The following is a 20429-nucleotide window of genomic DNA, read 5'->3' as shown; positions in this document are numbered from 1 at the left end:
TCTGACGCGATCTGCTCTAGCTCGCATCACCGCGGCGCGAGGCCAGCATGAAGACGCAGAACGCCGCGCAGGCAAGCGCGGCGAAGATGGGCAGGCCGTGGGTCGCCATCCCCATCGCGAAACCCGCCAGCGTCGGCCCCAGCAGCGCGCCCACGCCCCAGGCGAGACCCATCACGGCATAGATGCCGACCAGGTCCGTGCCCTTGAAGCGGCTGCCCACCAGCGTGAGCATGATGGTGTAGATGCCCACGAAGGCTCCGCCCCAGATAAAGAGCGTGGCATAGGCCGCGACCGGGCTGCCCAGGACGAAGGGCCAGGCCAGCGCACCCGCCGCCGAAACCACCGCGAGACCCAGCACCAGCCGCCGCCGGTCCATGCGGTCGCCCAGCCAGCCGATGGGGAGTTGCAGCAGGATCGCGCCCACCATGAGCGCGGTGATGAGCCGGGGCGACTCCGCCTCGGTCCAGCCCGCGCCCATGGCGTAGAGCGCGAGGAAGGACATACCGGCCGTCTCGATCGCGGCATTCAGCACTGTCGCCGCGATGGCGATGGGCGCGAGGCGCAGGTAATGGATCGGCCCGGCCTTGGGCTCCTCGCCGAAATGCGGCGCGGCTACGCGCGGGCTGGCCACGAGAGGCACGGCGCAGAGCACCAGCAGCGCGCCCACGATGTAGGATATCGCGCCCTCCGACCCCGTCACCGAGAGGATCAGCGGCCCCGCCGCGAAGCCCACGGAAAGCGAGGCGGTATAGGTCGCCATGGCCCGCGCCCGGCTCTCCTCGGAGGAGAGATGGTTGATCCAGGTTTCGGACAGCACGAAGAGCGTCTCGGCCGCGCAGCCCAGCAGCAGGCGCAGCGGGAACCAGAGCCAGACCAGCGGCATGGCCGGAAACAGCGCCACCACCACGGCCGAGAGCAGCAGCGCCGTCACCACCATGCGCCGGGCGCCGAAGCGTGCGACGAGGCGCGGCAGCAGCGGCGCGGTCAGCAGCACGCCCACTGCATGCATCGCGGCGTTGAGGCCGATGGCGGTCTCGCCCAGGCCCCGCTCGGCGAGGTCGAGCGCGATGAGCGGGGCGGTGAGGCTGTAGGTCAGGCCGAAGATGGCCGCGACGGCGATGACGGCCGCGCGGGCCAGCAGGGGTGCCGAGCCGCTCATGCCTCGGCCTCCCGGTTGCGGCTGGCGCGCCAGCGGCGCCAGGCTTCGCCCAGGCGCTCGACCCATCGGAGCGGCGGCGGCTCCACCACCCGGCGCAGCGCGCGGGCGTAGTCGTAGGCCAGCATGGGCGTCCAGGTCAGCGTCTCGGCCCGGCGCCGAAGCACGGCGGCCACCCAGAGGTCCGGATTCAGCAGAAGGCTCGGCAGACGGCGCCACAGCGGCCCCTTGCCGCCCATCCCCTCCAGCGCCGCGTCCAGCGCCACGGCGACGGCGACCGAGCAGTTGCGGCGGGTGAAGTTGTAGGTGTTGTCCAGCCTATAGATACCCCAATGCGTCAGCAGCCGCGCCGCGTTGAAGCGGCGGAAGCTGATATGGGCATCGGCGGGGAACCAGGTGTCCACCTCATACTGGTAGCTGTCGAGAAAGCGTCCGGGCACGTCGTTCTCCGCCGTGGCGCGTAGGGAGTTGAGGAATCCGGTCGCGGGGCGCTCCACCTCGTCGGCCGGGTAATGGCTGATGTACATGTGCGGCGCGAAGTCGAGCACGGCATGGCCGCTCGATATCTTCCCGTGCTTGTCCACAGCCGCGATGTAGCGGTCCACGACCGGCCGTCGCGTTGCGATCTCGGCGGAACCCGTGGGCGTCCAGATCCGCACCACCATGGGCTCGACAGGCCCCTCGGCGCCGATGGCCCCGGCCTTGGCCTTGTCGATATGGGTGTACCAGCCCGGCGGGCCGAAGCCCGGGATGGAGAGGATGGAACCATCAGCCGGCAGGCGCCGGAGCGCGAGCGCGATCCGCATCACGGTCGCGCCGTTCAGCGCCAGCAGCAGCGCGATGCTGAAGGGCACCGTCTGGCGGTAGCTGATGGGCCAGTTGCCGATGGCCATGGCCGCGAAACCCAGCTCCACCAGCCCGAAGAAGATGGCGAGCCGCCAGCGCGGATAGCGCAGCACCCAGGCGCCGGCCATGCGCAGCAGCCCGTCCAGCAGGAAGGCCAGGCCGAAGAGCAGGCTGTTGGCGATCTGGTTGTCCCAGGGGAAGTCGATGATGAGCAGGCCCAGAACCAGCATTCCGAAGGCCCGCGCCAGCACCATGCGGTTGAAGCGCGCCTGCCGGCTGAGCATGCCGAACATGCCCGCCGCGCCGCTCAGCACCAGGATATAGCCGAAGGTGTAGGTGGCCACGACGTTCACGCCGTCGCTCGAGTCGATGAAGATCAGGAGCGCGAGGAGGCAGGCAGCCGCCCCCAGCCCCATCAGCACGCCCCAGCGGCGGCGCAGCGCAGGCGCGCCGGTCAGCAGAAGGGCCAGCCGGATCATGTCAGCAGCGTCTCCCGTCGCGCAGCGCCACGGGGCGCCCGGCCCCCGGCGTTCACGACCACGAACACCGGAGCGGACAAGAAGCTGCCTCCTTTAGCCCGCCATGGCCAGGGCCGAGCGCACGGCTGCGAGCGCATCTTCCACCTTGTCGCCTTCGGGCCCACCGGCCTGGGCCATCTCCGGCCGGCCGCCGCCGCCCTTGCCGCCCACCGCCGCCGCTGCCGCGCGCACCAGCGCCACCGCATCGGCCCGGCCTTTCGCGACCTCTCCAACGCCTACGACGATGCTCGCCTTGCCCTCGGCCGAGGAAACGAGACCGACCACGTCGGCCGAGCCGCCCTTCAGGATGGCTTCGGCCAGGCCCTTGAGTTCCTTGCCCGGCATGTCGCCCATGTCGCGCAGTGCGACGCGCAGGCCGGAGACGGTCTCGACCTCCGAGGCGGCGCCGCCGGTCGCGAGCTTCTTGCGCGTCTCGGATAGGTCGCGCTCGAGCTTGCGGCGCTCCTCGACCATGGCGGCGATGCGAGCGGGCAGGTCGGCGGGGCTGACTTTCAGCGCCGCCGCGGCCTCGCGCAGCAGGCGGCTCTCGGCCTCCATCGCCGCATAGGCGGCCTCGCCCGTCACGGCCTCGATTCGGCGGACGCCGGCGCTCACCGCGCCCTCGCCCACGAGCCGGAACATGCCGATATCGCCCGTGCGCTTCACATGCGTGCCGCCGCAGAGCTCGATGGAGTAGTTGCCCTTGCGGTCCACGGCGGCCGCGTCATGGCCCATGGAGACCACGCGGACCTCCTCGCCGTACTTCTCGCCGAAGAGCGCCATCGCGCCCTCGCCCACAGCGGCGTCCGGCGTCATGAGGCGCGTCGTGACCTCGGCATTCTCGCGGATGCGGGCGTTCACCTCGGCCTCGACCCAGGCCAGGTCCTCGGCGGCGATCGGGGTGGGCTGGCTGACGTCGAAGCGCAGGCGCTCGGGCGCGACCAGCGAGCCCTTCTGGGCGACATGCGTGCCCAGGCGGCGCCGCAGCGCCTCGTGCAGCAGATGCGTCGCGGAGTGGTGCGCGCGGATGGCGCCGCGGCGGGCGTGGTCCACCTCGGCGATCACCGACTGGCCGACCTCGACATCGCCCTTCTCGACCGTGCCGAGATGCACGAAGAGGTCGCCCAGCTTCTTCTGCGTGTCGCGGATGCGGATCACAGCGTCGCCCACGCGGATCACGCCGGCATCGCCGACCTGGCCGCCGCTCTCGCCGTAGAAGGGCGTCTGGTTGAGGATCACGGCGACGTCGCGGCCCTGGGCCACGCTGTTCACCGAGGCGCCATTGGCCACGATGGCCGTGATGGCGCCCTCGGCCGTCTCGGTCGAGTAGCCGAGGAACTCGGTGGCGCCGAGCCTCTCCTTCAGGTCGAACCAGAGCGTCTCGGTCGCGGCCTCGCCGGAGCCGGCCCAGGCGGCGCGGGCACGCTTCTTCTGCTCGGCCATGGCGGCGTCGAAGCCGGCCACGTCCACCGCGCGGCCCTCGGCGCGCAACGCGTCCTGCGTCAGGTCCAGCGGGAACCCGTAGGTGTCGTAGAGGCGGAAGGCGACGTCGCCGGGGAGCGGCTGGCCCTCGCCGAGCTTGGCCTTCTCAGCCTCCAGCAGGCCGAGGCCGCGGTCCAGCAGCGTGCGGAACCGGTTCTCCTCCAGGCGGAAGGTTTCGGTGATGAGGTTCGCCGCACGCGACAGTTCCGGATAGGCGGCCGCCATCTGCCGCTCCAGCACCGGGAAGAGGCGATGCAGCAGCGGGTCCTGGGCGCCCATCATGTGGGCGTGGCGCATGGCGCGGCGCAGGATGCGGCGCAGCACGTAGCCGCGGCCTTCGTTGGAGGGAAGCACCCCGTCGGCGATCAGGAAGGAGCCCGCGCGCAGGTGGTCGGCCACCACGCGGTGCGAGGCGCGGAACGGCCCGTCCGGATCCTGCCCGGTGATCTGCGCCGATTCCAGGATGATCGCGCGGAAGGTGTCGGTGTCGTAGTTGTCGTGCTTGCCCTGAAGGATCGCCGCGAAGCGCTCCAGCCCCATGCCCGTGTCGATCGAGGGGCGGGGCAGCGGGTTGCGCGTCCCGGCCGGCTCCTCGAGGAACTGCATGAAGACGAGGTTCCAGATCTCGATGAAGCGGTCGCCGTCCTCATCGGGGCTGCCGGGGGGGCCGCCAGGGATCTTGTCGCCGTGGTCGTAGAAGATCTCCGAGCACGGGCCGCAGGGGCCGGTATCGCCCATCCGCCAGAAATTGTCGGAGGTTGCGATGCGGATGATCCTGCTGTCGGGCAGGCCCGCGATCTTGCGCCAAAGGGAGGCCGCCTCCTCGTCCTCTGAGAAGACGGTGACGAGCAGCTTCTCCTTGGGCAGCGCGAAATCCTTGGTGAGCAGCTCCCAGGCGTGGGTGATCGCCTGCTCCTTGAAATAGTCGCCGAAGGAGAAGTTCCCTAGCATCTCGAAGAAGGTATGGTGCCGGGCCGTGTAGCCGACATTATCCAGGTCGTTGTGCTTGCCGCCGGCGCGCACGCACTTCTGGGCGGTCGTCGCGGTGGAATAGTCGCGCCGCTCCTGCCCGGTGAAGACGTTCTTGAACTGCACCATGCCCGAATTGGCGAACATGAGCGTCGGGTCGTTGCGCGGGACGAGCGGGCTGCTCTCCACGATCCGGTGGCCGTTACGCGCGAAATAGCCCAGGAAGGTCGCGCGGATGTCGTTGCTGCTGCTGCTCATGGGCGCCACGCTTAGCCTGCCGGCCGGACGGCCTCAAGTTGGCCCGTTCAGTAGGCCGGGGCCTGCTCCGTCACCGAGACATGGGCCGAGACGACCTTCCAGCCGAGCTCCGGGAAGCGCACCCAGGTCTGGGACTGCCGGGCCAGGGCATCGCCCCTCCCCCGCATCTTGAAGATGAGGTTCACGGTGGCGTAGTCGCGGCCCAGGGTCAGGATGTCCAGGCGCACGCGCTCCAGCTTGATGCCCGGTCCGGGCGGGCGGCGGACGCGGTGGGCGTGGATCTCGTCGAAGCCGAAGCCGTTCTCGTGCAAGGCGAGCCGGATGGTGAGGGGGGAGTTCCAGAAGGTGTCGTCCAGGACCTCGACATCCTTGTCGATCAAGGCCTGTTCGTAGCGCTCGAACTTCTGCCGGACCTCCTCGACGATCTCGGGGATGTTGGGGGTCATGCGAGCTTCTCCAGAGCCAGGGCGGTACGGACCAGGAGCGTGTCGGCGCCCCGGGCCGCGAGGATCGAAAGTCCCACCGGGCGGCTGCCGACGGTGGCGCCGGGCAGGTTCACCTGCGGATGCCCAGCCAGCCCGCCATGGGCGCAGAGGCAGAGGATCTGGTCCCGCAACGGCGTGAGCACGCCAAGCGGCAGGCCCGTCTCGGGCGCGGGAAAGGGCGTGGTGGGCATGGCGAGGATGGTGCCGGGCTGCAGCAGGTGGCGCAGCCGCCCCCTCACCTCGCGGCGCATGAGCTCGGCCCAGCCGCGCTCGGCCTCGGGCGTCATGGCACCCATCACCAAGCCCTTGGCGACGCTGAAGGCAAAGCGCGGATTGTCGCGCTCAACCCAGGGGCGGAAAGTCTCCCAGGCCTCGACCGGCTGCAGGGTGCGCTGGGCGCGGCCCCAGACGGAGAGGCCAGGCGGGGCCATCACCACCTCCTCGGCGCCGGGGACCAGGCGCTTCAGCCGCTCGACCATCGGGGCCAGGGCTTCGGCCGTCGCGGGTTCTGCGAAGCCGAAGGCGTCGGTCGCGATGAGGAGGCGGGTGGGAAGGCCCTCCCCGGCCGGTTCGGAGAGCAGCACCTCGGACACGCGGGCGAAGGTGGCGGCGTCGCGCGCGAACCAGCCCGTGGTGTCGGAAGTCGGCGCCTGGGGCAGCATCCCCGTCAGGTCGAGCCGCCCATGGGTGGGGCGGATGCCGTAGAGGCCGCAGAAGCTGGAGGGCACCCGCACCGAGCCGCCGGTATCGGTGCCCAGCGCCGTGTCGCAGAGCCCCTGCGCCACCGCGCTGGCCGAGCCGGAGGAGGACCCGCCCGGCACATGGCCGGGGGCGGCAGGGTTGAAGGGCGTGCCCTCGAAGGCGTTCTCGCCGAGGATGCCGAGCGAGACCTCGTCGGTGATGGTCTTGCCGATCAAGGTCGCGCCGGCATCAAGCAGCGCCTGCACCGCCCAGGCGTGGCGTGTGGGCAGGGGATTCTGCCGGGCCCAATCCGGATTGCCGCCGCCGGTGGGATGACCGGCGACGTCGAAAAGGTCCTTCGCCGCGAAGGTCATCCCGGCGAGGGGACCGCGTTCCCGGCCCACTACATGCACCGAGGTTCCGGGAACGAAGGGCGATGAGGACAAGGCGGGGCTCCGGCGCGAATCAGGCCGACAGCTTGGCGCGGACCGGAACCCCTGGCGAGATGCGCCTAGTCCTCGTCGCCCTCGGAATCGCCCTCGGCCGTCGCGAGCATGCCGTTGGCCACGGCCGTGCCCTGACCGCGGATGCGCTTCTCGATACTGTCGGCCATGGCGGGGTTGTCGCGCAGGAACTGCTTGGCGTTCTCGCGCCCCTGGCCGATGCGCTGGCCGTCGCAGCTGAACCAGGCGCCGGACTTCTCGACCACCCCGGCCTTCACGCCGAGGTCGATGAGCTCACCGACCTTCGAGATGCCCTCACCATACATGATGTCGAACTCGACCTGCCGGAACGGCGGGGCCATCTTGTTCTTCACCACCTTCACACGGGTCTGGTTGCCGACCACGTCCTCGCGCTCCTTGATGGCGCCGATGCGGCGGATCTCCATGCGGACCGAGGAGTAGAACTTCAGCGCGTTGCCGCCCGTGGTCGTCTCCGGGTTGCCGAACATGACGCCGATCTTGAGGCGGATCTGGTTCAGGAAGATCAGCAGGCAGTTGGAGCGGCTGACGGTGCCCGTTAGCTTGCGCAGCGCCTGGGACATGAGGCGGGCATGCAGGCCGACATGGGTGTCGCCCATCTCGCCCTCCAGCTCGGCCTTGGGGACCAGCGCGGCCACGCTGTCCACCACCAGCACGTCGATCGCGCCCGAGCGCACCAGCGTGTCCGCGATCTCCAGTGCCTGCTCGCCGCCGTCCGGCTGGCTGATCAGCAGGTTCTCGACATCCACGCCGAGCTTGCGGGCATAGCCCGGGTCCAGCGCGTGCTCGGCGTCGATGAAGGCGCAGGTGCCGCCGGACTTCTGGGCCTCGGCGATCGCATGCAGCGCCAGGGTCGTCTTGCCCGAGGATTCCGGACCATAAACCTCGATGATGCGGCCCTTGGGCAGGCCACCGATGCCGAGCGCGAGATCCAGTCCCAGCGAGCCGGTGGAGATGACCTCGACCCCCTCCATGGCGCTCTTGGAGCCCATGCGCATGATCGAGCCCTTGCCGAAGGCCCGCTCGATCTGACTGAGCGCCGCGTCGAGCGCCTTACCCTTATCCATACGGGATCATCCCTCCACAACCCTGGGCAGCATCAGCCGCCCCGATGCACGCTGATATCCAGGCTGTCGCCTCCCCGGAAGCGCTAACGAGGACGGCGCAACGATGTTCTATTTATGTTCTCTTAAGCGATTCGGTGCAAGAGGTTCCTCAAGCGCCTCCCATCGCCGCGAGAACGGCCGCCCGCAACTCCGCCGGCGTATAGGGCTTCGACGCGAAAGCCAGGTTTTCCGCCGCGAGATCGGCACCCACCGTCGATGCGGCATAGCCCGAGAGCAGCAGCACCGGCAGGCCGGGCATCACGGCGCGCGCCGCGCGGGCCAGCGCGAGCCCGTCCATGCCCGGTAATGCGACATCTGTGGCGAGCAGCGCCGGCCGGAATCCGGCCTCGATTCGCTCCAGCGCCTCCTCGCCATCCGCGGCCGTCTCGACCGGGATCCCGGCCTGCTTCAGCCCCAGGCCCGCAACGCGCAACAACGCCGGCTCGTCATCCACCAGGAGCACCGTCCCGAACCCCATGGCCGGCGTGGGAGCGGGCCGCGGCGCTTCCTCCGGCCCCTCATCGCGCGGCATCAGGATGCGAAAGGTCGCGCCCTGTCCGGGAAGGCTCTCGACCTCGATATGCCCGCCGGACTGCCCCACGATCCCCTGCACGGTCGCGAGGCCCAGGCCCGTCCCGCCCTTCTCGATCCGCGAACTGACGAAAGGCTCGAAGATGCGCGGCAGGATTTCCGGCGGAATGCCGGGTCCTTCGTCGGTGACCTCCACCAGGGCGTAGCGGCCCGGGCGCGGCGTCGCGCCCTCCAGCACCAGGCGGCGGCCGGTCACGAAGCGCAGCCGTCCTTGCCCGCCCATCGCATCCCGCGCATTGACGGCGAGGTTCATCAGCACCTGGTCCCATTGGCCGGGATCGACGCGGATGCGGCGCGAGGGCTCCTCCAGCGCGAGCTCGATCCGCACGCCATTGCCCAGCAGGCGCGCCAGCAGCGGCGCCAGCGCGCGGATAGACGCGTTGAGGTCGATGGAGCGAGGCGCCATCACCTGCTGGCGCGCGAAGGCCAGCAATTGCCGGACGAGATCCCGCCCGCGCAGCGCCGCGCTCTCGATGATGTCCACCTCTTCCTCGGCCGCCGGAATGCCGCGCAGGGCAGCGGCCGCGCCCAGCACGGCGCCCAGGAGATTGTTGAAGTCATGCGCGACGCCGCCCGCGAGCCGGCCCAGCATCTCGAGCCGCGACGTCTCCTCCGGCGGCTCCAGCAGAAGCAGAACGCCCTCCGCCGCGCGCAGCGCGCGGAAGCGGCCCAGCGCGCTTGCCGCGAGAGCCTCGGCTTCGCCGCCCCTTATGGCGGCGATCGCGCCGGAAGCCTCGGGCATCAACAGCGCGGCATCGTCACCCGCGCGCAGCAGCACCGCGCCGCCGATCCGCGCCCGCAGCCCGCCATTGGCGGCGATCAGCCGCCCCTGGGCATCGAGCAGCGCGGCCGGTTGCGGCAAGGCCGCGATCAACGCCTCGGGCCCCATCAGGCGCGCCCGCGCAGGCGCATGACATGGGCGATGATCTTGGCCACCGCCTCCCAATGCATGGCGGGGATCTCGTCCTCCAGTTCCAGCTTGTAGAGGGCCCGGGCCAGCGGCGGGTCGGGCACGATGGGCACGCCGGCCTCCCGCGCCACCTCGCGAATCCGCGCCGCCATCGCATCCGCCCCCTTGGCCACCAGCTTCGGCGCAGCCGATTGCCCGGCTTCATAGGACAAGGCAACCGCGTAGTGCGTCGGGTTGGTCACGACCACGGTCGCCTTGGGCACCGCCGCCATCATGCGCCCGCGGCTCATGGCCTGGCGAAGCTGGCGCATGCGGCCCTTGATGGCCGGGTCGCCTTCGCTCTCCTTGTGCTCCTCCTTCATCTCCTCGCGCGTCATGCGCAATTGCTCGAGATGGCGGAATCGCACCAGCAGCAGGTCCGCGAGGGCCAGTACCGTATAGCCTGCAAGCGCCGCCGCGATGAGGCGGATCGCGCCACGCCCGGCAGCGCCGAGCACCTCGCCCGCCGGAAGATCGAGCATGGTGCCCAGCGCCGGCAGGTCCGAGGCCACGAAGGCGAAGGCACCGGAGACCATCGCGAGCTTGAGCAGCGTGCGCAGGAATTCAATGCCCGATTCCGCGCTGAACAGCCTCCCGAACCCCGCCATGGGCGAGATCTTTCCGAGGTCCGGGACGAGACGACTCACCGAGATCGCGCCGCGCGTCTGCGCCAGCGTCGCGGCGACGGCACCCAGCACGGCCGCGCCCGCCACCGGCAGCACGAGCCATAGCAGGAGATCGAGCCATTCCCGCGCGGCCTGCCCCGGCGACATCTCATGGCTGCGCGAGAAGGCCCCGCGCATCGCTGCGCCCATCTGCGCCACTTGCCCCGGCAGCAGCAGCGCCGCGCAGGCCAGTGTGGCGAGCAGTGTCGCAAGCGCCACGGCCTCGCGCGAGAGGGCGACATGTCCCTGTTCCCGCGCGCGGTCGATGCGCTTCTGGGAGGCTTCTAACTGGCGTTCGGCATCGTCATCCTCGCGCTCCTCCTCCGCCATGGCTCAGCTTCCCGGAAGCGAGGCGAAGCCCTGGGACATGGTGGTCCCCCAGGCCGCGAGGAGGCGCGGCAGCAACATGGTCAGCAGCAGGAGCCCGCCCACGATCTGCACCGGCGCGGCGAGCAGGAAGATCTGCGATTGGGGCGCGAGGCGGGCGGCAAGGCCAAGCGCGGCGTTCAGCATCAGGCCCGCCAGCACGAGCGGCGCCGCAAGCCGGAGGGCGATCGCGAGGCTCGCCGCCGCCACGCGCGTCATCTCCTCCGCCGCGAAGCCTGCCGGCAGGCCGCTGCCGGGGGGCAGCACCGCATAGCTCCCGGCCAGGGCGCGCAAGGGGAGCTCGTAGAGGCCAGTCGCCAGGACCAGCGTCGCCGCCGCCAGCGAGAAGAGCCGCGACAGCGCCGTGGCCGCCGCGCCCAGCACCATGTCCCCCTGCAGGGGCGAGGACAGGCCGATCATCAGCGACGCCACCTGCCCAGCCTGCGCGAGAGCCAGCGCCAGCACGCGCGCCAGCAGCCCGATCCAGAGCCCGCACAGCACCTCGGCTACCACCACCAGCAGCAGATCGGACACCTGGGCGGGCTGCGGGGGCAGGCTGGGCGAGAGCGCCGGCAGAAGCGCCAGCACCATGGCCCCGGCGAGCGCGAGCCGGATCGTCGCCGGTACCTCCGCCTCGCCCAGCCCCGGCAGCAGCATCACCGCCGCGCCCAGGCGGGAGAGCAGCAGGACGGCGTGGAAGGCCATCGCCGGCAGCGCGGCCAGGAGGGCTGCGTCAGCCTCGCCCATCAGTTCAGGCCGCCCACGGCGATGACCTGGTCGAACAGCCGCCCGGCCCAGCCGCGCAGCACGCCGGCCATGAAGGGGCCGGTCAGCACCAGCAGTCCTCCGATGGCGGCGAGCTTGGGCAGGAAGGCGAGCGTCGCCTCCTGGATCTGCGTCAGCGCCTGGAGCAGCGAGACGACAAGGCCGATGACCAGCACGAGCAGCAAGGGCGGCCCGGCCAGCTGCGCGCAGACCCAGAGCGCTTCGCGCATCGCCATGACGATGGGTTCTTCGACCATGCGTCCCGCCTCCTGCGGGCCCGCGCGCGGGTGCCTAGATCGGCATCCGCATCACGTCCTGATAGGCGGAGATCACGCGGTCCCGCACCGCCGTCGCCGTCTGCAGCGCAAGCTCCGCGCGCGAGACGGCCAGCACGACATCCGTGACGCTCCCCTGCCCGGCCAGGGCCGCGCTGGAGGCCGTGTCAGCGCTTCGCCCCATGTCGATGGCACCCTGCACGGCCCGGCTCAGCGTCTCGCCGAAGCCAGCTCCTTCGGAGACGGCCTCGGCCGCGCCCTGCACAGCGCGATAGGCGGCACTGGCGGCCTGTGCGGCACCGAGAATGGGGACGGCCATCAGCGCAGCGTCTCGATGGCGCGCAGCAGCATGCCGCGTGTCGTCTCCAGCACGGCGAGGTTGGCGGAGTAGCTTCGGTTCGCCTCGCGCATGTCCATGTTCTCGATCATACTGTCCACGTTGGGGCGGCGCACATAGCCGCGCGCATCGGCGGCGGGGTGGCCCGGCTCATAGGTCTCGGGGAAATCGCGCTGGTCGGTTCCGAGGCGCGCGACGCGCACCGTCTCCGCGCCCAGCTCGCGATCCAGGCGGCTCGCGAAGGTGACGGTCTTGCGGCGATAGGGTTCGGCGCCCGGCGACTGGCCCGTGCTGTCGCGGTTGGCGATGTTCTCCGCCACCACGCGCAGCCGCGTGGATTGCGCGGACATGCCCGCCGCCGAGATCGAGAGCGCGCGATCGAGATCCAAGACGATGACTCCTGATCAGGGGCGGCCAAGGGCCGTGCGGAACAAGCCGAGATACTTGCGGTGCAGGCCGAGCGCGAGGGCATGCGCCTGGTCGGTCTCCGCGATGCGCAGCGCCTCGTCATCGAGCGAGACGGCGTTGCCGCCGCGCGCGCGCTCGGCCAATGCGCGGTCCTGCACCGCCAGCGGACCCTGGCCAGCCTGTAGATGCAGCGGGCTCGTCGCGGCCATCGCCCTTGCCGGTGTCCGGCGCGCGAGCATTTCCGCGAAGGGCACGGCATCGGAGGGGCGATAATTCGGCGTGTCCGCGTTCGCGACATTCTGCGCGAGGATGCGCTGCCGGGCGTCGAGCCAGGAGAGGCGGCGCTCCGCGAGCGCGATCGGCGTATTGCCAGAGAGGTCCATGCGCCGCATTCCGCCGCGCACCGGGTTAAGGAAGCGTGAAGCGCAAACCGTGCTGCGCTTGAGGCTTCGTTAACCTCCAGCGTCGCAGGATGTCGCCATGACGACCACCGCGATCGCCCCGCCGCAGAGCTTCGAAGTCGCCGCCACAATGGCGGCGATCGAAAGCCTGCACGGCACGGTCGCGATGGCGCGTGCGCTGGTGATGACCGGACGGGAGATCGACCTCCAGGGCCTCGACCAGGAAGCCGCGCGGCTTTGCGCCGCCGTGGCCTGCCTGCCCGGGGATTCCGGCGAAGTCCTGCTCGGTCCGCTCATCGGCCTCGCGCATCAGATCGAGCTCTTGTCGAGCTGCATGTCGCAACCCTGACCCCCCAAAATCGCCCCCCGACGGCGCCGGCAGGAGGCCGCGCATGTCCCTCGATCCCTCGACCCTCACACAATCCCTCGCGGCCCTCGCGCTGGTGCTGGCGCTCGCCCTTGGCGCGGCCCGGCTCGTGCGGCGGCATCGCGGGCTGGGCCCTGCGGGCCAGCGGCTCGCCCTGCGCGCGGCCTGCGCGGTGGACACGCGCCGACGCCTTGTGATCATCGCGTGCGACGGACGGGAGGGTCTGCTCCTCACCGGTCCCTCCGGCGACCAGTTCCTGGGCTGGCTGCCATGAGGCGCCTCCTCCTTGTCACCCTGTTCCTGCTGATGGCGGATGCCGCGACGGCGCAATCCGTCTCCATCGACCTCGGCGCGCAGGGCGGTGCGGGCGCGACCTCACGCCTTGTGCAGCTCACGGCGCTCATCGGGATGCTCTCGCTCGCGCCCTCGCTGCTCATCATGGCCACCGCCTTCACGCGCATCGTGATCGTGCTCTCGCTCCTGCGCTCGGCCATCGGCGCGCAGGGCGTGCCGCCGAACCCGGTGCTGATCGGCCTCGCGCTCTTCCTCTCCTTCTTCGTCATGCAGCCGGTGTTGGAGGAGGCGTGGCGCCTGGGCGTCGTGCCGCTCAACGAGGGGCGTCTCGGCGAGATGGAGGGGCTCTCGGCGATGGCGGAACCCTTCCGCCGCTTCATGGCCGCCAATGTACGCGAGAGCGACCTCGCCCTCTTCCTCGACCTCGCGAAGCAGCCCGCCGCCGCGCCGGATCAGGCGTCCTGGCGCGGACTGATGCCGGCGTTTCTCGTCAGTGAGATGAAGCGCGCCTTCGAGATCGGCTTCCTGCTCTTCCTGCCCTTTGTGGTGATCGACATGGTGGTGGCCTCCATCCTGATGTCGCTCGGCATGATGATGCTGCCGCCCTCGATGGTGGCGCTGCCCTTCAAGCTCATCTTCTTCGTGCTGGTGGATGGCTGGGCGCTCGTCTCGTCCAGCCTTGTCCAGGGCTTCGCCTCGCCCTGACTATTCAGCCGGCGCCGCAGGCTCGGTGCTGCGGGAGCGCGGGAGGGGGCGGGGCGGAACCCAGGGCCGCTCGCCGCGCCAGGCGCGGTCGGAGAGGACGCGCGGGCCCTCCGCCTCCAACCAGACGCCATGCGCGCCGTCCCGCCAGACGGAAAAGCGATCCACCACCTGGCTGCCCGAGCAGCGCGCGCGCACCGGCTCGGGCGAGAGGATGACCGGCGCCAGGCCGCAGGGGTTTTCCACGCCAGCGCCGCGCAACAGCGCCACGAGCGGAGCGCCATCCGGGCCAAGGAGAACGCAGGAAGCTGCGGTGCAGCGGATGCGCCCGCCGGCCGCCTCGCCGTCATGCGGCAGGCGCTGCGCCTCGGCCTCGCCCCAGCCCCGCAGCCAGCTCTCGGCCGTGAAGCGGGAGGCTCCGCTCAGACGCTCCAGAAAAATCTGCTCTCCCACTCGGAACGCGAAGAGGCGGCCATCGCCCGAAGCCAGTGCGGCGGGCAGTGTCGCGGCCTGCCAGCTCAGCAGGCCCGCACCGATGGCCGCCAGCCCCCCAAACCGCCAGCCGCCACGCCAGAGGCAAAGCCAGCACAGGCCGAAGCCCAGCAAGGCCAGCCCCCAGCCGGGCATCGGTGCCAAGGCCAGCGCCGCGCCGGGCCAGGAGGCGACGGAATCCGCCACCGCCAGCACACCCCGGATGCCCCAGCCCATCGCCTCCAGCGGCCAGCCCTCGAGGCCGAACGGCATCAGCAGCATGGCCAGCATCCCGGCCGGCATGACCAGGAAGGAGGTCAGCGGGACCGCCAGGGCATTGGCCGCCACGCCGTAGAGCTGCAGCCGCCCGAAATGGTGCAGGCCGAAGGGCGTCGTCGCGAGCCCCGCGATCACGGAGGTCGCGAGCGTGCCCAGCACCACCAGCCCCGCCCGCGCCCACCAGGGCCGTGCCGCCGCGCCGCGCAGCAGCCAGGGCCGCGCGGCCTCGAAACCCGCGATCAGCGCCATCACCGCCGCGAAGCTCATCTGGAAGGAGGGGCCGAGGATGGCCGCCGGCTTCCAGGCCAGAACCACGATCGCCGCGAAGGCGAGCACGCGTGGGCTCAACGCGCGCCGCCCCACGATGATCGCCAGCGTCACCAGCGCGGCCATGAAGAAGCTTCGCAGCATGGGCACCTGGCTGCCGGTCAGCAGCGTGTAGAAGCCGCCCGCCGCCAGCGCCGCCACCGCCGACTGCGGCCGCGTGCCCCAGCGCAGCGCGAAGCCCGGCCAAAGGGCGAGGACCGCACGCACCGCGAAGAAGGCCGCCCCCATCACGATGACGATGTGCAGCCCCGAGACGGAAAGCAGATGCGCCAGACCCGAATCGCGCATCGCGTCCAGCGCCGCCGGCGGGATGGCGCTCTGCCCGCCTGTCAGGAGGGCGGCGGCGATGGCGCCTGGCGCGCCGGGCAATGCCGCCGCCACCCGCGCCTCGATGGCCGCCCGCATCGCGGCGAGCGGCGGCGCCGTGCCGGCCTCCTTCAGCACTTCCAGCGGGCCGAGCGCGAAGCCGGAGCCGCCATGGCCCTCGAAGAAGGCCGCGCGCTGAAAATCCCAGGCCCCCGGATAGGCCGGTGCGGAGGGTCCCCGGACCAGCGCGCGGATCGAGACGCGCGCTCCCGGCGCGGGCCGTGCCGGGTCCTGCGCGCGAAGGCGCACGCGGATGCCCCGGGCCAGCGGCGGCATGTCCGGCGCCCAGCGCACATCTGTCAGCGTCAGGCGGATGCCGCCGGGCAGCAGGTCCGTCTCCGCCACGCGCCCTGTCAGCACCACGGCCTGACGGGGCGGGTCCACCGGCGGCGGCGCCCATTCCGCCTGCCAGGACACGATCGCGAAGCCGAGACCGGCCGCCGCGGCCAGTCCCAGTGCCCAGGCGCCCAGCACGGATCTTCCGCGCAGCGCCAGCGCTGCCGGCAAGGGCAGCAGAGCGAGCCACCGCCACCACGCCGCCGGCTCCTCGCCGGGCAGGAAGTAGAGAAGGATGCCCGCGCCCATCGCGACCGGCAGCCAGAGCGCCAGCCGCCCATGCTCAGCCGCCAGCCGGCCGGCGAGGCCGAGGCGCAGCCCCGCCGGCCATACCTGCGGTTGAACGATCGAGGACATCGGCAACCAGACGTGCCCCACCTCTCAACGCCGCACAAGCATATGTGCTAAAAGGACAGCATGACCGTTCGCACCCGCTTCGCCCCCTCGCCCACGGGCTACCTGCACATCGGCGGCGCCCGCACCGCGCTGTTCAACTACCTCTATGCCCGCCACACCGGCGGCGCCTACCTGCTGCGCATCGAGGACACCGACCGCGCCCGCAGCACCGAGGCCGCGGTGAAGCAAATCCTGGACAGCCTCGCCTGGCTCGGGCTCTCGCCCGACGAGGAGCCGGTCTTCCAGACCAGCCGGGAATCCCGCCATGCCGAGGTCGCGCGCGAGCTGCTGGCCATGGGCAAGGCCTACCGCGCCTACGAGACCCCCGAGGAGCTCGTCGCCATGCGCGAGCGCGCGATGGCCGAGAAGCGCCCGCCCCGCTACGACGGCACCTGGCGCGACCGCGAGCCCGGCCCCGAGCAGGAGGGCAAGCCCTACGCCATCCGCCTCAAGGTCCCGCAGACCGGCACGACGGTCATCGAGGACCAGGTCCAGGGCAAGGTCGAGGTCCAGAACTCCGAGCTGGACGACATGATCATCCTGCGCTCCGACGGCACGCCGACTTACCTGCACGCCGTCGTGGTGGACGACCACGACATGGGCATCACCCACGTCATCCGTGGTGACGACCACCTGACCAACACCTTCCGGCAGTGCCAGATCTTCGACGCCATGGGCTGGGAGCGGCCGGTCTTCGCGCATATCCCGCTGATCCACGGCGCGGACGGCGCCAAGCTCTCCAAGCGCCACGGCGCGGTCTCGGTCATCGATTTCCGCGAGCAGGGCATGCTGCCGGAAGCCGTGTGCAACTACCTGCTGCGCCTGGGCTGGGGCCATGGCGACGAGGAGGTGATCTCGAGGGAGCGCGCCATCGAGCTCTTCGACATCCGCGACGTGGGCCGCGCGGCCTCGCGCATGGATGAGAAGAAGCTGCAGAACCTGAACGGCGTCTATCTCCGCCAGGCCGACCCCGAGGCACTGCTGCCCGAGGTGCTGCACCGCCTGACCGCCGCCGGCGAGGGCTTCGGCACCGACAAGATCGCCCGCCTCAAGCTGCTGCTGCCCGCCCTGCAGGAGCGCGCGAAGAACCTCGTGGAGTTGGCGCAGAGCGCCGCCTTCATCATGGCCGACGGCACGCCGGCCCCGGACGAGAAGGCCGCCGCCATCCTGACGCCGGAGGCGCAGGAGCGCCTCGCCGACCTCGCGGAATTCCTCTCGGGCGCGCCGTGGGAGAAGGCGGATCTGGAGCAGTGGCTCCGCGACTATGCCGATGTGAAGCAGATCAAGCTGAAGGACGTGGCGCAGCCGCTGCGCGTGGCACTGACCGGCAGCACGACGAGCCCGCCGATCGACGCCACGCTCTACGCGCTCGGCCGTGACGAGGCTCTGGCGCGCATCCTGACAGCGGCGGGTGTCGAGTTGCCTCCGACGGTCTAGGATTTAATTCTTGATCGTCGCCTTACTATCTTACTATCTTACCGGGCTCGTGAAGGAGCCCGGTCATGTCCCGCCTCGTTGCCAAGCTGACCTCGAAGAACCAGCTCACTCTGCCGAAATGGCTGGTGGATGAGCTGGACGAACCCAGCCACTTCCAGATCCAGTTCGTCCGCAGCCGGCGTGCGCTGATCCTCTGGCCGGGTCGCGTCGTCTCGCTGGAGGAGCAGGCCGAGAAGGCAGGCATCCCGGCCCGGGTTCTGCGGATGGCCCGGAAGCTCGTCGAGGAAGAGAAGGCGGCGCGGTCCGCCAGTCCATCTTAGGACATTTTTCTCACATCTACCGCGCCTCGGTCAAGCGCGGCTTTAATGGGGACAAGACTAAGGAAACGTCCCCATGAATCTCTCCCGCCTCCTCGCCGCGCGCGCCGCTGCGGGCCGCCCCGTCACCGTCGGCGTCATCGGCGCGGGGAAATTCGGCTCCATGTTCCTGGCCATGGCGGCCCGCTCGCCGGGCATCCATGTCGCCGTCATCGCCGACCTCTCCCCGCCCCGCGCACGGGAAAACCTGACGCGCATCGGCTGGACGCCCGAGCAATCCGCCGCGCCCTCGCTCGACGCTGCGCTCGCGACCCGCGCCACCTTCGTCACCGAGGATTCGGCCGCCGTGAACGACCCGCGCATCGAGGTGGTGGTCGAGAGCACGGGCAATCCGGCGGCCGGCATCCGGCACGCGCTCGCGGCCATCGCCGCGCGCCAGCACATCGTCATGGTGAATGTGGAGGCCGACGTGCTGGCGGGCCCGCTGCTGGCCGCCCGCGCGGCCGAGGCGGGCGTGGTCTACTCCATGGCCTATGGCGATCAGCCGGCCCTCGTCTGCGAGATGGTGGACACGATCCGCGCCATGGGCCTGCCGGTGATCGCCGCCGGCAAGGGCACGAAATACCTGCCGGCGTTCCACGAATCGACGCCCGCGACGGTCTGGGGCTTCTACGGCCTGACGCCCGAGCAGGCGGCGGCCGGCGGCATGAACCCGCAGATGTTCAACTCCTTCCTCGACGGCACCAAGAGCAGCATCGAGATGGCGGCCATCGCCAATGCCACCGGCCTGCTGCCGCCGGTGGACGGGCTCGCCTTCCCGCCCTGCGGCGTGCAGGACCTGCCGCATGTCTTCCGGCCGCGCGCCGAGGGCGGGCACCTGGCGCGCAAGGGCGTGGTGGAGGTGATCTCCTCGCTGGAGCGCGATTCGCGACCCGTAGCCGGCGATTTGCGCTGGGGGGTCTACGCGGTCTTCGAGGGCGAGACGGAATATGTGCGCCGATGCTTCTCGGAGTACGGCGTGCATACCGATTCGACCGGCCGATACGCTGCGCTCTGGCGGCCGTATCACCTGATCGGGCTGGAGCTCGGCGTGTCGGTGGCCTCGGCGGCGCTGCGGCGGGAGCCCACCGGGTGCTCGGGGGCCTGGCGCGGCGACGTCGCCTCCACTGCCAAGCGCGACCTTCGCGCGGGCGAGATCCTGGATGGCGAGGGTGGCGCCATGGTCTGGGGCAAGTGCATCCCGGCGTCGCGGAGCCTGGCCGAGAACGCTCTGCCCATCGGCCTCGCGCATGGGGTGAAGCTGCTGCGGGATGTGAAGCGCGGCGAGATGCTGCGGCAGTCGGATGTGGCGCTGGATATGACGCTGGATGCGGTGCGGCTGCGCGGGGAGATGGAGGCAGCGGCTCGCCCCCTTTTGGCGGCGGAGTAGCGCGTCTAGGGTTTCCCCAACGCATCCGGAGGAACACCCTTGCAGAATCTCTTCGACCTGACCGGCAAGGTCGCCATCGTCACCGGCGGCAGCCGTGGCATCGGCCGCGCCATTTGCGAGCGGCTGGCCCAGCACGGCGCCAAGGTCGTCGTCTCCTCGCGCAAGCTCGATGCCTGCCAGGAAGTCGTGGACGGCATCACCAAGGCCGGCGGCACGGCCATGGCCATCGCCTGCAACATCGGCCGCAAGCCCGAGCTCCAGGCGCTGGTGGACCAGACCGCCGCGGCCTACGGCCCGGTGGACATCCTGGTCTGCAACGCGGCGGTGAATCCCTATTTCGGCCCGTCGCAGGACATTCCGGACGAATCCTACGACCGGATCATGAATTCCAACGTGCGTTCCAACCTCTGGCTCTGCCAAATGGCGATCCCCAGCATGGCGAAGCGGGGCGGCGGCTCGGTCATCATCGTGAGCTCGATCGGCGGCTTCCGGGGCTCGCCGCGCCTGGGCATCTACGGCGTCTCCAAGGCGGCGGACATGCAGCTGGCCCGGGCGCTCGCGGTGGAATGGGGTCCGAGCAACGTGCGCGTGAACGCGATCGCGCCCGGCCTGGTGAAGACGGACTTCGCCCGCGCCCTGTGGGAAGACCCCGTGAACCTGAAGAAGCGCACGCGCGACACGCCGCTGCTGCGCATCGGCGAGCCGGACGAGATCGCGGGCGCTGCCGTGTTCCTGGCCAGCGCGGCATCGGGCTTCATGACGGGGCAAAGCATGGTGATCGACGGCGGCGTGCTGGCCGGCCCGCCCCTGGTCGAGGAAGACTAGGCTTCACCTCCGACCGCCACCGGCGACGTGAGCGAACCTCATGTTCAGGCGAGGCCCGTCCGCATCGCCCCTCCTCATGGAGGGGCCACCCGGAGCGAGCGGCCCTCGGGCCGCGCCTTCCGGTGGCGGGACCGGCCCGCCCC

Annotated in this window: 21 protein-coding genes; 7 read left to right on the top strand and 14 right to left on the bottom strand. The window is 70.7% G+C overall.

Features of this window, described 5'->3' with window-relative positions:
* Window positions 1-16 precede the first annotated feature (16 nt).
* The 13 genes from WJM96_RS17735 to WJM96_RS17675 form a co-directional block, all read right to left on the bottom strand.
* Window positions 17-1159, bottom strand: coding sequence for an MFS transporter (locus WJM96_RS17735; RefSeq protein WP_424813866.1), 1143 nt, complete (start codon window positions 1157-1159; stop codon window positions 17-19).
* On the bottom strand, window positions 1156-2481 hold the full coding sequence (locus tag WJM96_RS17730; RefSeq protein WP_424813865.1) for an HdeD family acid-resistance protein: 1326 nt from the start codon (window positions 2479-2481) through the stop codon (window positions 1156-1158). Before WJM96_RS17730 ends, WJM96_RS17735 begins: the two co-directional genes overlap by 4 nt.
* Window positions 2482-2574: 93 nt before the next feature.
* Entirely contained in the window at window positions 2575-5229 is a 2655-nt protein-coding gene (gene alaS, locus WJM96_RS17725; RefSeq protein ID WP_424813864.1) for an alanine--tRNA ligase, read from the bottom strand.
* Between the two features lie 47 nt (window positions 5230-5276).
* The gene (locus tag WJM96_RS17720; protein ID WP_424813863.1) at window positions 5277-5675 is read right to left on the bottom strand and encodes an AtzH-like domain-containing protein; all 399 of its coding nucleotides are present in this window, start codon (window positions 5673-5675) and stop codon (window positions 5277-5279) included.
* Entirely contained in the window at window positions 5672-6841 is a 1170-nt protein-coding gene (locus WJM96_RS17715) for an amidase (RefSeq protein WP_424813862.1), read from the bottom strand. The genes WJM96_RS17720 and WJM96_RS17715 overlap by 4 nt, the downstream gene beginning before the upstream one ends.
* A gap of 65 nt (window positions 6842-6906) precedes the next feature.
* Window positions 6907-7944, bottom strand: coding sequence for a recombinase RecA (gene recA, locus WJM96_RS17710; RefSeq protein ID WP_424813861.1), 1038 nt, complete (start codon window positions 7942-7944; stop codon window positions 6907-6909).
* 148 nt (window positions 7945-8092) lie between these two features.
* Window positions 8093-9463 (bottom strand): ATP-binding protein, encoded by a 1371-nt coding sequence (locus WJM96_RS17705; RefSeq protein WP_424813860.1) that lies wholly within the window; start codon window positions 9461-9463, stop codon window positions 8093-8095.
* Window positions 9463-10518 (bottom strand): EscU/YscU/HrcU family type III secretion system export apparatus switch protein, encoded by a 1056-nt coding sequence (locus WJM96_RS17700; protein ID WP_424813859.1) that lies wholly within the window; start codon window positions 10516-10518, stop codon window positions 9463-9465. The genes WJM96_RS17705 and WJM96_RS17700 overlap by 1 nt, the downstream gene beginning before the upstream one ends.
* A 3-nt stretch (window positions 10519-10521) precedes the next feature.
* Window positions 10522-11301 carry a flagellar biosynthetic protein FliR gene (locus tag WJM96_RS17695; RefSeq protein WP_424813858.1) on the bottom strand — a complete coding sequence of 260 codons (780 nt, stop codon included), beginning with the start codon at window positions 11299-11301 and terminating at the stop codon, window positions 10522-10524.
* Window positions 11301-11576, bottom strand: a complete 276-nt coding sequence (locus WJM96_RS17690; RefSeq protein WP_424813857.1) for a flagellar biosynthetic protein FliQ — start codon at window positions 11574-11576, stop codon at window positions 11301-11303. Before WJM96_RS17690 ends, WJM96_RS17695 begins: the two co-directional genes overlap by 1 nt.
* A 34-nt stretch (window positions 11577-11610) precedes the next feature.
* Complete coding sequence (locus WJM96_RS17685; protein ID WP_424813856.1) at window positions 11611-11913, bottom strand: flagellar hook-basal body complex protein FliE; 303 nt, start codon at window positions 11911-11913, stop codon at window positions 11611-11613.
* A complete protein-coding gene (gene flgC, locus WJM96_RS17680; protein ID WP_424813855.1) occupies window positions 11913-12320 on the bottom strand; it encodes a flagellar basal body rod protein FlgC in 408 nt (135 codons plus the stop codon). The genes WJM96_RS17685 and flgC overlap by 1 nt, the downstream gene beginning before the upstream one ends.
* Window positions 12321-12335: 15 nt before the next feature.
* Window positions 12336-12722, bottom strand: a complete 387-nt coding sequence (locus tag WJM96_RS17675; protein ID WP_424813854.1) for a flagellar basal body rod protein FlgB — start codon at window positions 12720-12722, stop codon at window positions 12336-12338.
* A gap of 97 nt (window positions 12723-12819) precedes the next feature.
* Between WJM96_RS17675 and WJM96_RS17670 the strand changes: the two genes are divergently transcribed.
* Genes WJM96_RS17670 through fliP form a run of 3 tightly spaced genes read left to right on the top strand, consistent with a single transcriptional unit; the run spans window position 12820 to window position 14106 of the window.
* Window positions 12820-13089 (top strand): hypothetical protein, encoded by a 270-nt coding sequence (locus WJM96_RS17670; RefSeq protein WP_424813853.1) that lies wholly within the window; start codon window positions 12820-12822, stop codon window positions 13087-13089.
* A 43-nt stretch (window positions 13090-13132) separates the two neighbouring features.
* The gene (locus WJM96_RS17665; protein WP_424813852.1) at window positions 13133-13381 is read left to right on the top strand and encodes a hypothetical protein; all 249 of its coding nucleotides are present in this window, start codon (window positions 13133-13135) and stop codon (window positions 13379-13381) included.
* Entirely contained in the window at window positions 13378-14106 is a 729-nt protein-coding gene (fliP, locus tag WJM96_RS17660; protein ID WP_424813851.1) for a flagellar type III secretion system pore protein FliP, read from the top strand. Before WJM96_RS17665 ends, fliP begins: the two co-directional genes overlap by 4 nt.
* On the opposite strand, the gene WJM96_RS17655 is transcribed toward fliP, so the two are convergent.
* Window positions 14107-16239 carry a ComEC/Rec2 family competence protein gene (locus tag WJM96_RS17655; RefSeq protein WP_424813850.1) on the bottom strand — a complete coding sequence of 711 codons (2133 nt, stop codon included), beginning with the start codon at window positions 16237-16239 and terminating at the stop codon, window positions 14107-14109.
* Between the two features lie 60 nt (window positions 16240-16299).
* Between WJM96_RS17655 and gltX the strand changes: the two genes are divergently transcribed.
* The 4 genes from gltX to WJM96_RS17635 all read left to right on the top strand — a co-directional run bounded on the left by gltX (window position 16300) and on the right by WJM96_RS17635 (window position 20286).
* Window positions 16300-17715: a glutamate--tRNA ligase gene (gene gltX, locus WJM96_RS17650; protein WP_424813849.1), complete on the top strand. Its 1416-nt coding sequence runs from the start codon at window positions 16300-16302 to the stop codon at window positions 17713-17715.
* Between the two features lie 65 nt (window positions 17716-17780).
* Window positions 17781-18035 (top strand): hypothetical protein, encoded by a 255-nt coding sequence (locus WJM96_RS17645; protein WP_424813848.1) that lies wholly within the window; start codon window positions 17781-17783, stop codon window positions 18033-18035.
* A 73-nt stretch (window positions 18036-18108) separates the two neighbouring features.
* Window positions 18109-19461, top strand: a complete 1353-nt coding sequence (locus WJM96_RS17640; protein WP_424813847.1) for an NAD(P)H-dependent oxidoreductase — start codon at window positions 18109-18111, stop codon at window positions 19459-19461.
* A gap of 39 nt (window positions 19462-19500) precedes the next feature.
* Window positions 19501-20286 (top strand): SDR family NAD(P)-dependent oxidoreductase, encoded by a 786-nt coding sequence (locus WJM96_RS17635; RefSeq protein WP_424813846.1) that lies wholly within the window; start codon window positions 19501-19503, stop codon window positions 20284-20286.
* The last annotated feature ends 143 nt before the right edge of the window (window positions 20287-20429 follow it).

The sequence above is a fragment of the Roseococcus sp. YIM B11640 genome, from assembly GCF_049727625.1.
Taxonomy (GTDB): Bacteria; Pseudomonadota; Alphaproteobacteria; order Acetobacterales; family Acetobacteraceae; genus Roseococcus.
Note: the sequence above shows the minus strand (reverse complement) of the source record. Positions and strands in the feature narration are given on the sequence as shown.

Bases quoted from the DNA above. Each gene is read 5' to 3' on its own strand.
- gltX (WP_424813849.1), top strand. From the start codon at position 16,300: ATGACCGTTCGCACCCGCTTCGCCCCCTCGCCCACGGGCTACCTGCAC.
- WJM96_RS17655 (WP_424813850.1), bottom strand. From the start codon at position 16,239: ATGTCCTCGATCGTTCAACCGCAGGTATGGCCGGCGGGGCTGCGCCTC.
- WJM96_RS17675 (WP_424813854.1), bottom strand. From the start codon at position 12,722: ATGGACCTCTCTGGCAATACGCCGATCGCGCTCGCGGAGCGCCGCCTC.
- WJM96_RS17735 (WP_424813866.1), bottom strand. From the start codon at position 1,159: ATGAGCGGCTCGGCACCCCTGCTGGCCCGCGCGGCCGTCATCGCCGTC.
- WJM96_RS17720 (WP_424813863.1), bottom strand. From the start codon at position 5,675: ATGACCCCCAACATCCCCGAGATCGTCGAGGAGGTCCGGCAGAAGTTC.
- WJM96_RS17665 (WP_424813852.1), top strand. From the start codon at position 13,133: ATGTCCCTCGATCCCTCGACCCTCACACAATCCCTCGCGGCCCTCGCG.
- WJM96_RS17690 (WP_424813857.1), bottom strand. From the start codon at position 11,576: ATGGTCGAAGAACCCATCGTCATGGCGATGCGCGAAGCGCTCTGGGTC.
- WJM96_RS17685 (WP_424813856.1), bottom strand. From the start codon at position 11,913: ATGGCCGTCCCCATTCTCGGTGCCGCACAGGCCGCCAGTGCCGCCTAT.
- WJM96_RS17705 (WP_424813860.1), bottom strand. From the start codon at position 9,463: ATGGGGCCCGAGGCGTTGATCGCGGCCTTGCCGCAACCGGCCGCGCTG.
- fliP (WP_424813851.1), top strand. From the start codon at position 13,378: ATGAGGCGCCTCCTCCTTGTCACCCTGTTCCTGCTGATGGCGGATGCC.
- WJM96_RS17695 (WP_424813858.1), bottom strand. From the start codon at position 11,301: ATGGGCGAGGCTGACGCAGCCCTCCTGGCCGCGCTGCCGGCGATGGCC.
- recA (WP_424813861.1), bottom strand. From the start codon at position 7,944: ATGGATAAGGGTAAGGCGCTCGACGCGGCGCTCAGTCAGATCGAGCGG.
- WJM96_RS17645 (WP_424813848.1), top strand. From the start codon at position 17,781: ATGTCCCGCCTCGTTGCCAAGCTGACCTCGAAGAACCAGCTCACTCTG.
- WJM96_RS17640 (WP_424813847.1), top strand. From the start codon at position 18,109: ATGAATCTCTCCCGCCTCCTCGCCGCGCGCGCCGCTGCGGGCCGCCCC.
- alaS (WP_424813864.1), bottom strand. From the start codon at position 5,229: ATGAGCAGCAGCAGCAACGACATCCGCGCGACCTTCCTGGGCTATTTC.
- WJM96_RS17670 (WP_424813853.1), top strand. From the start codon at position 12,820: ATGACGACCACCGCGATCGCCCCGCCGCAGAGCTTCGAAGTCGCCGCC.
- WJM96_RS17730 (WP_424813865.1), bottom strand. From the start codon at position 2,481: ATGATCCGGCTGGCCCTTCTGCTGACCGGCGCGCCTGCGCTGCGCCGC.
- WJM96_RS17700 (WP_424813859.1), bottom strand. From the start codon at position 10,518: ATGGCGGAGGAGGAGCGCGAGGATGACGATGCCGAACGCCAGTTAGAA.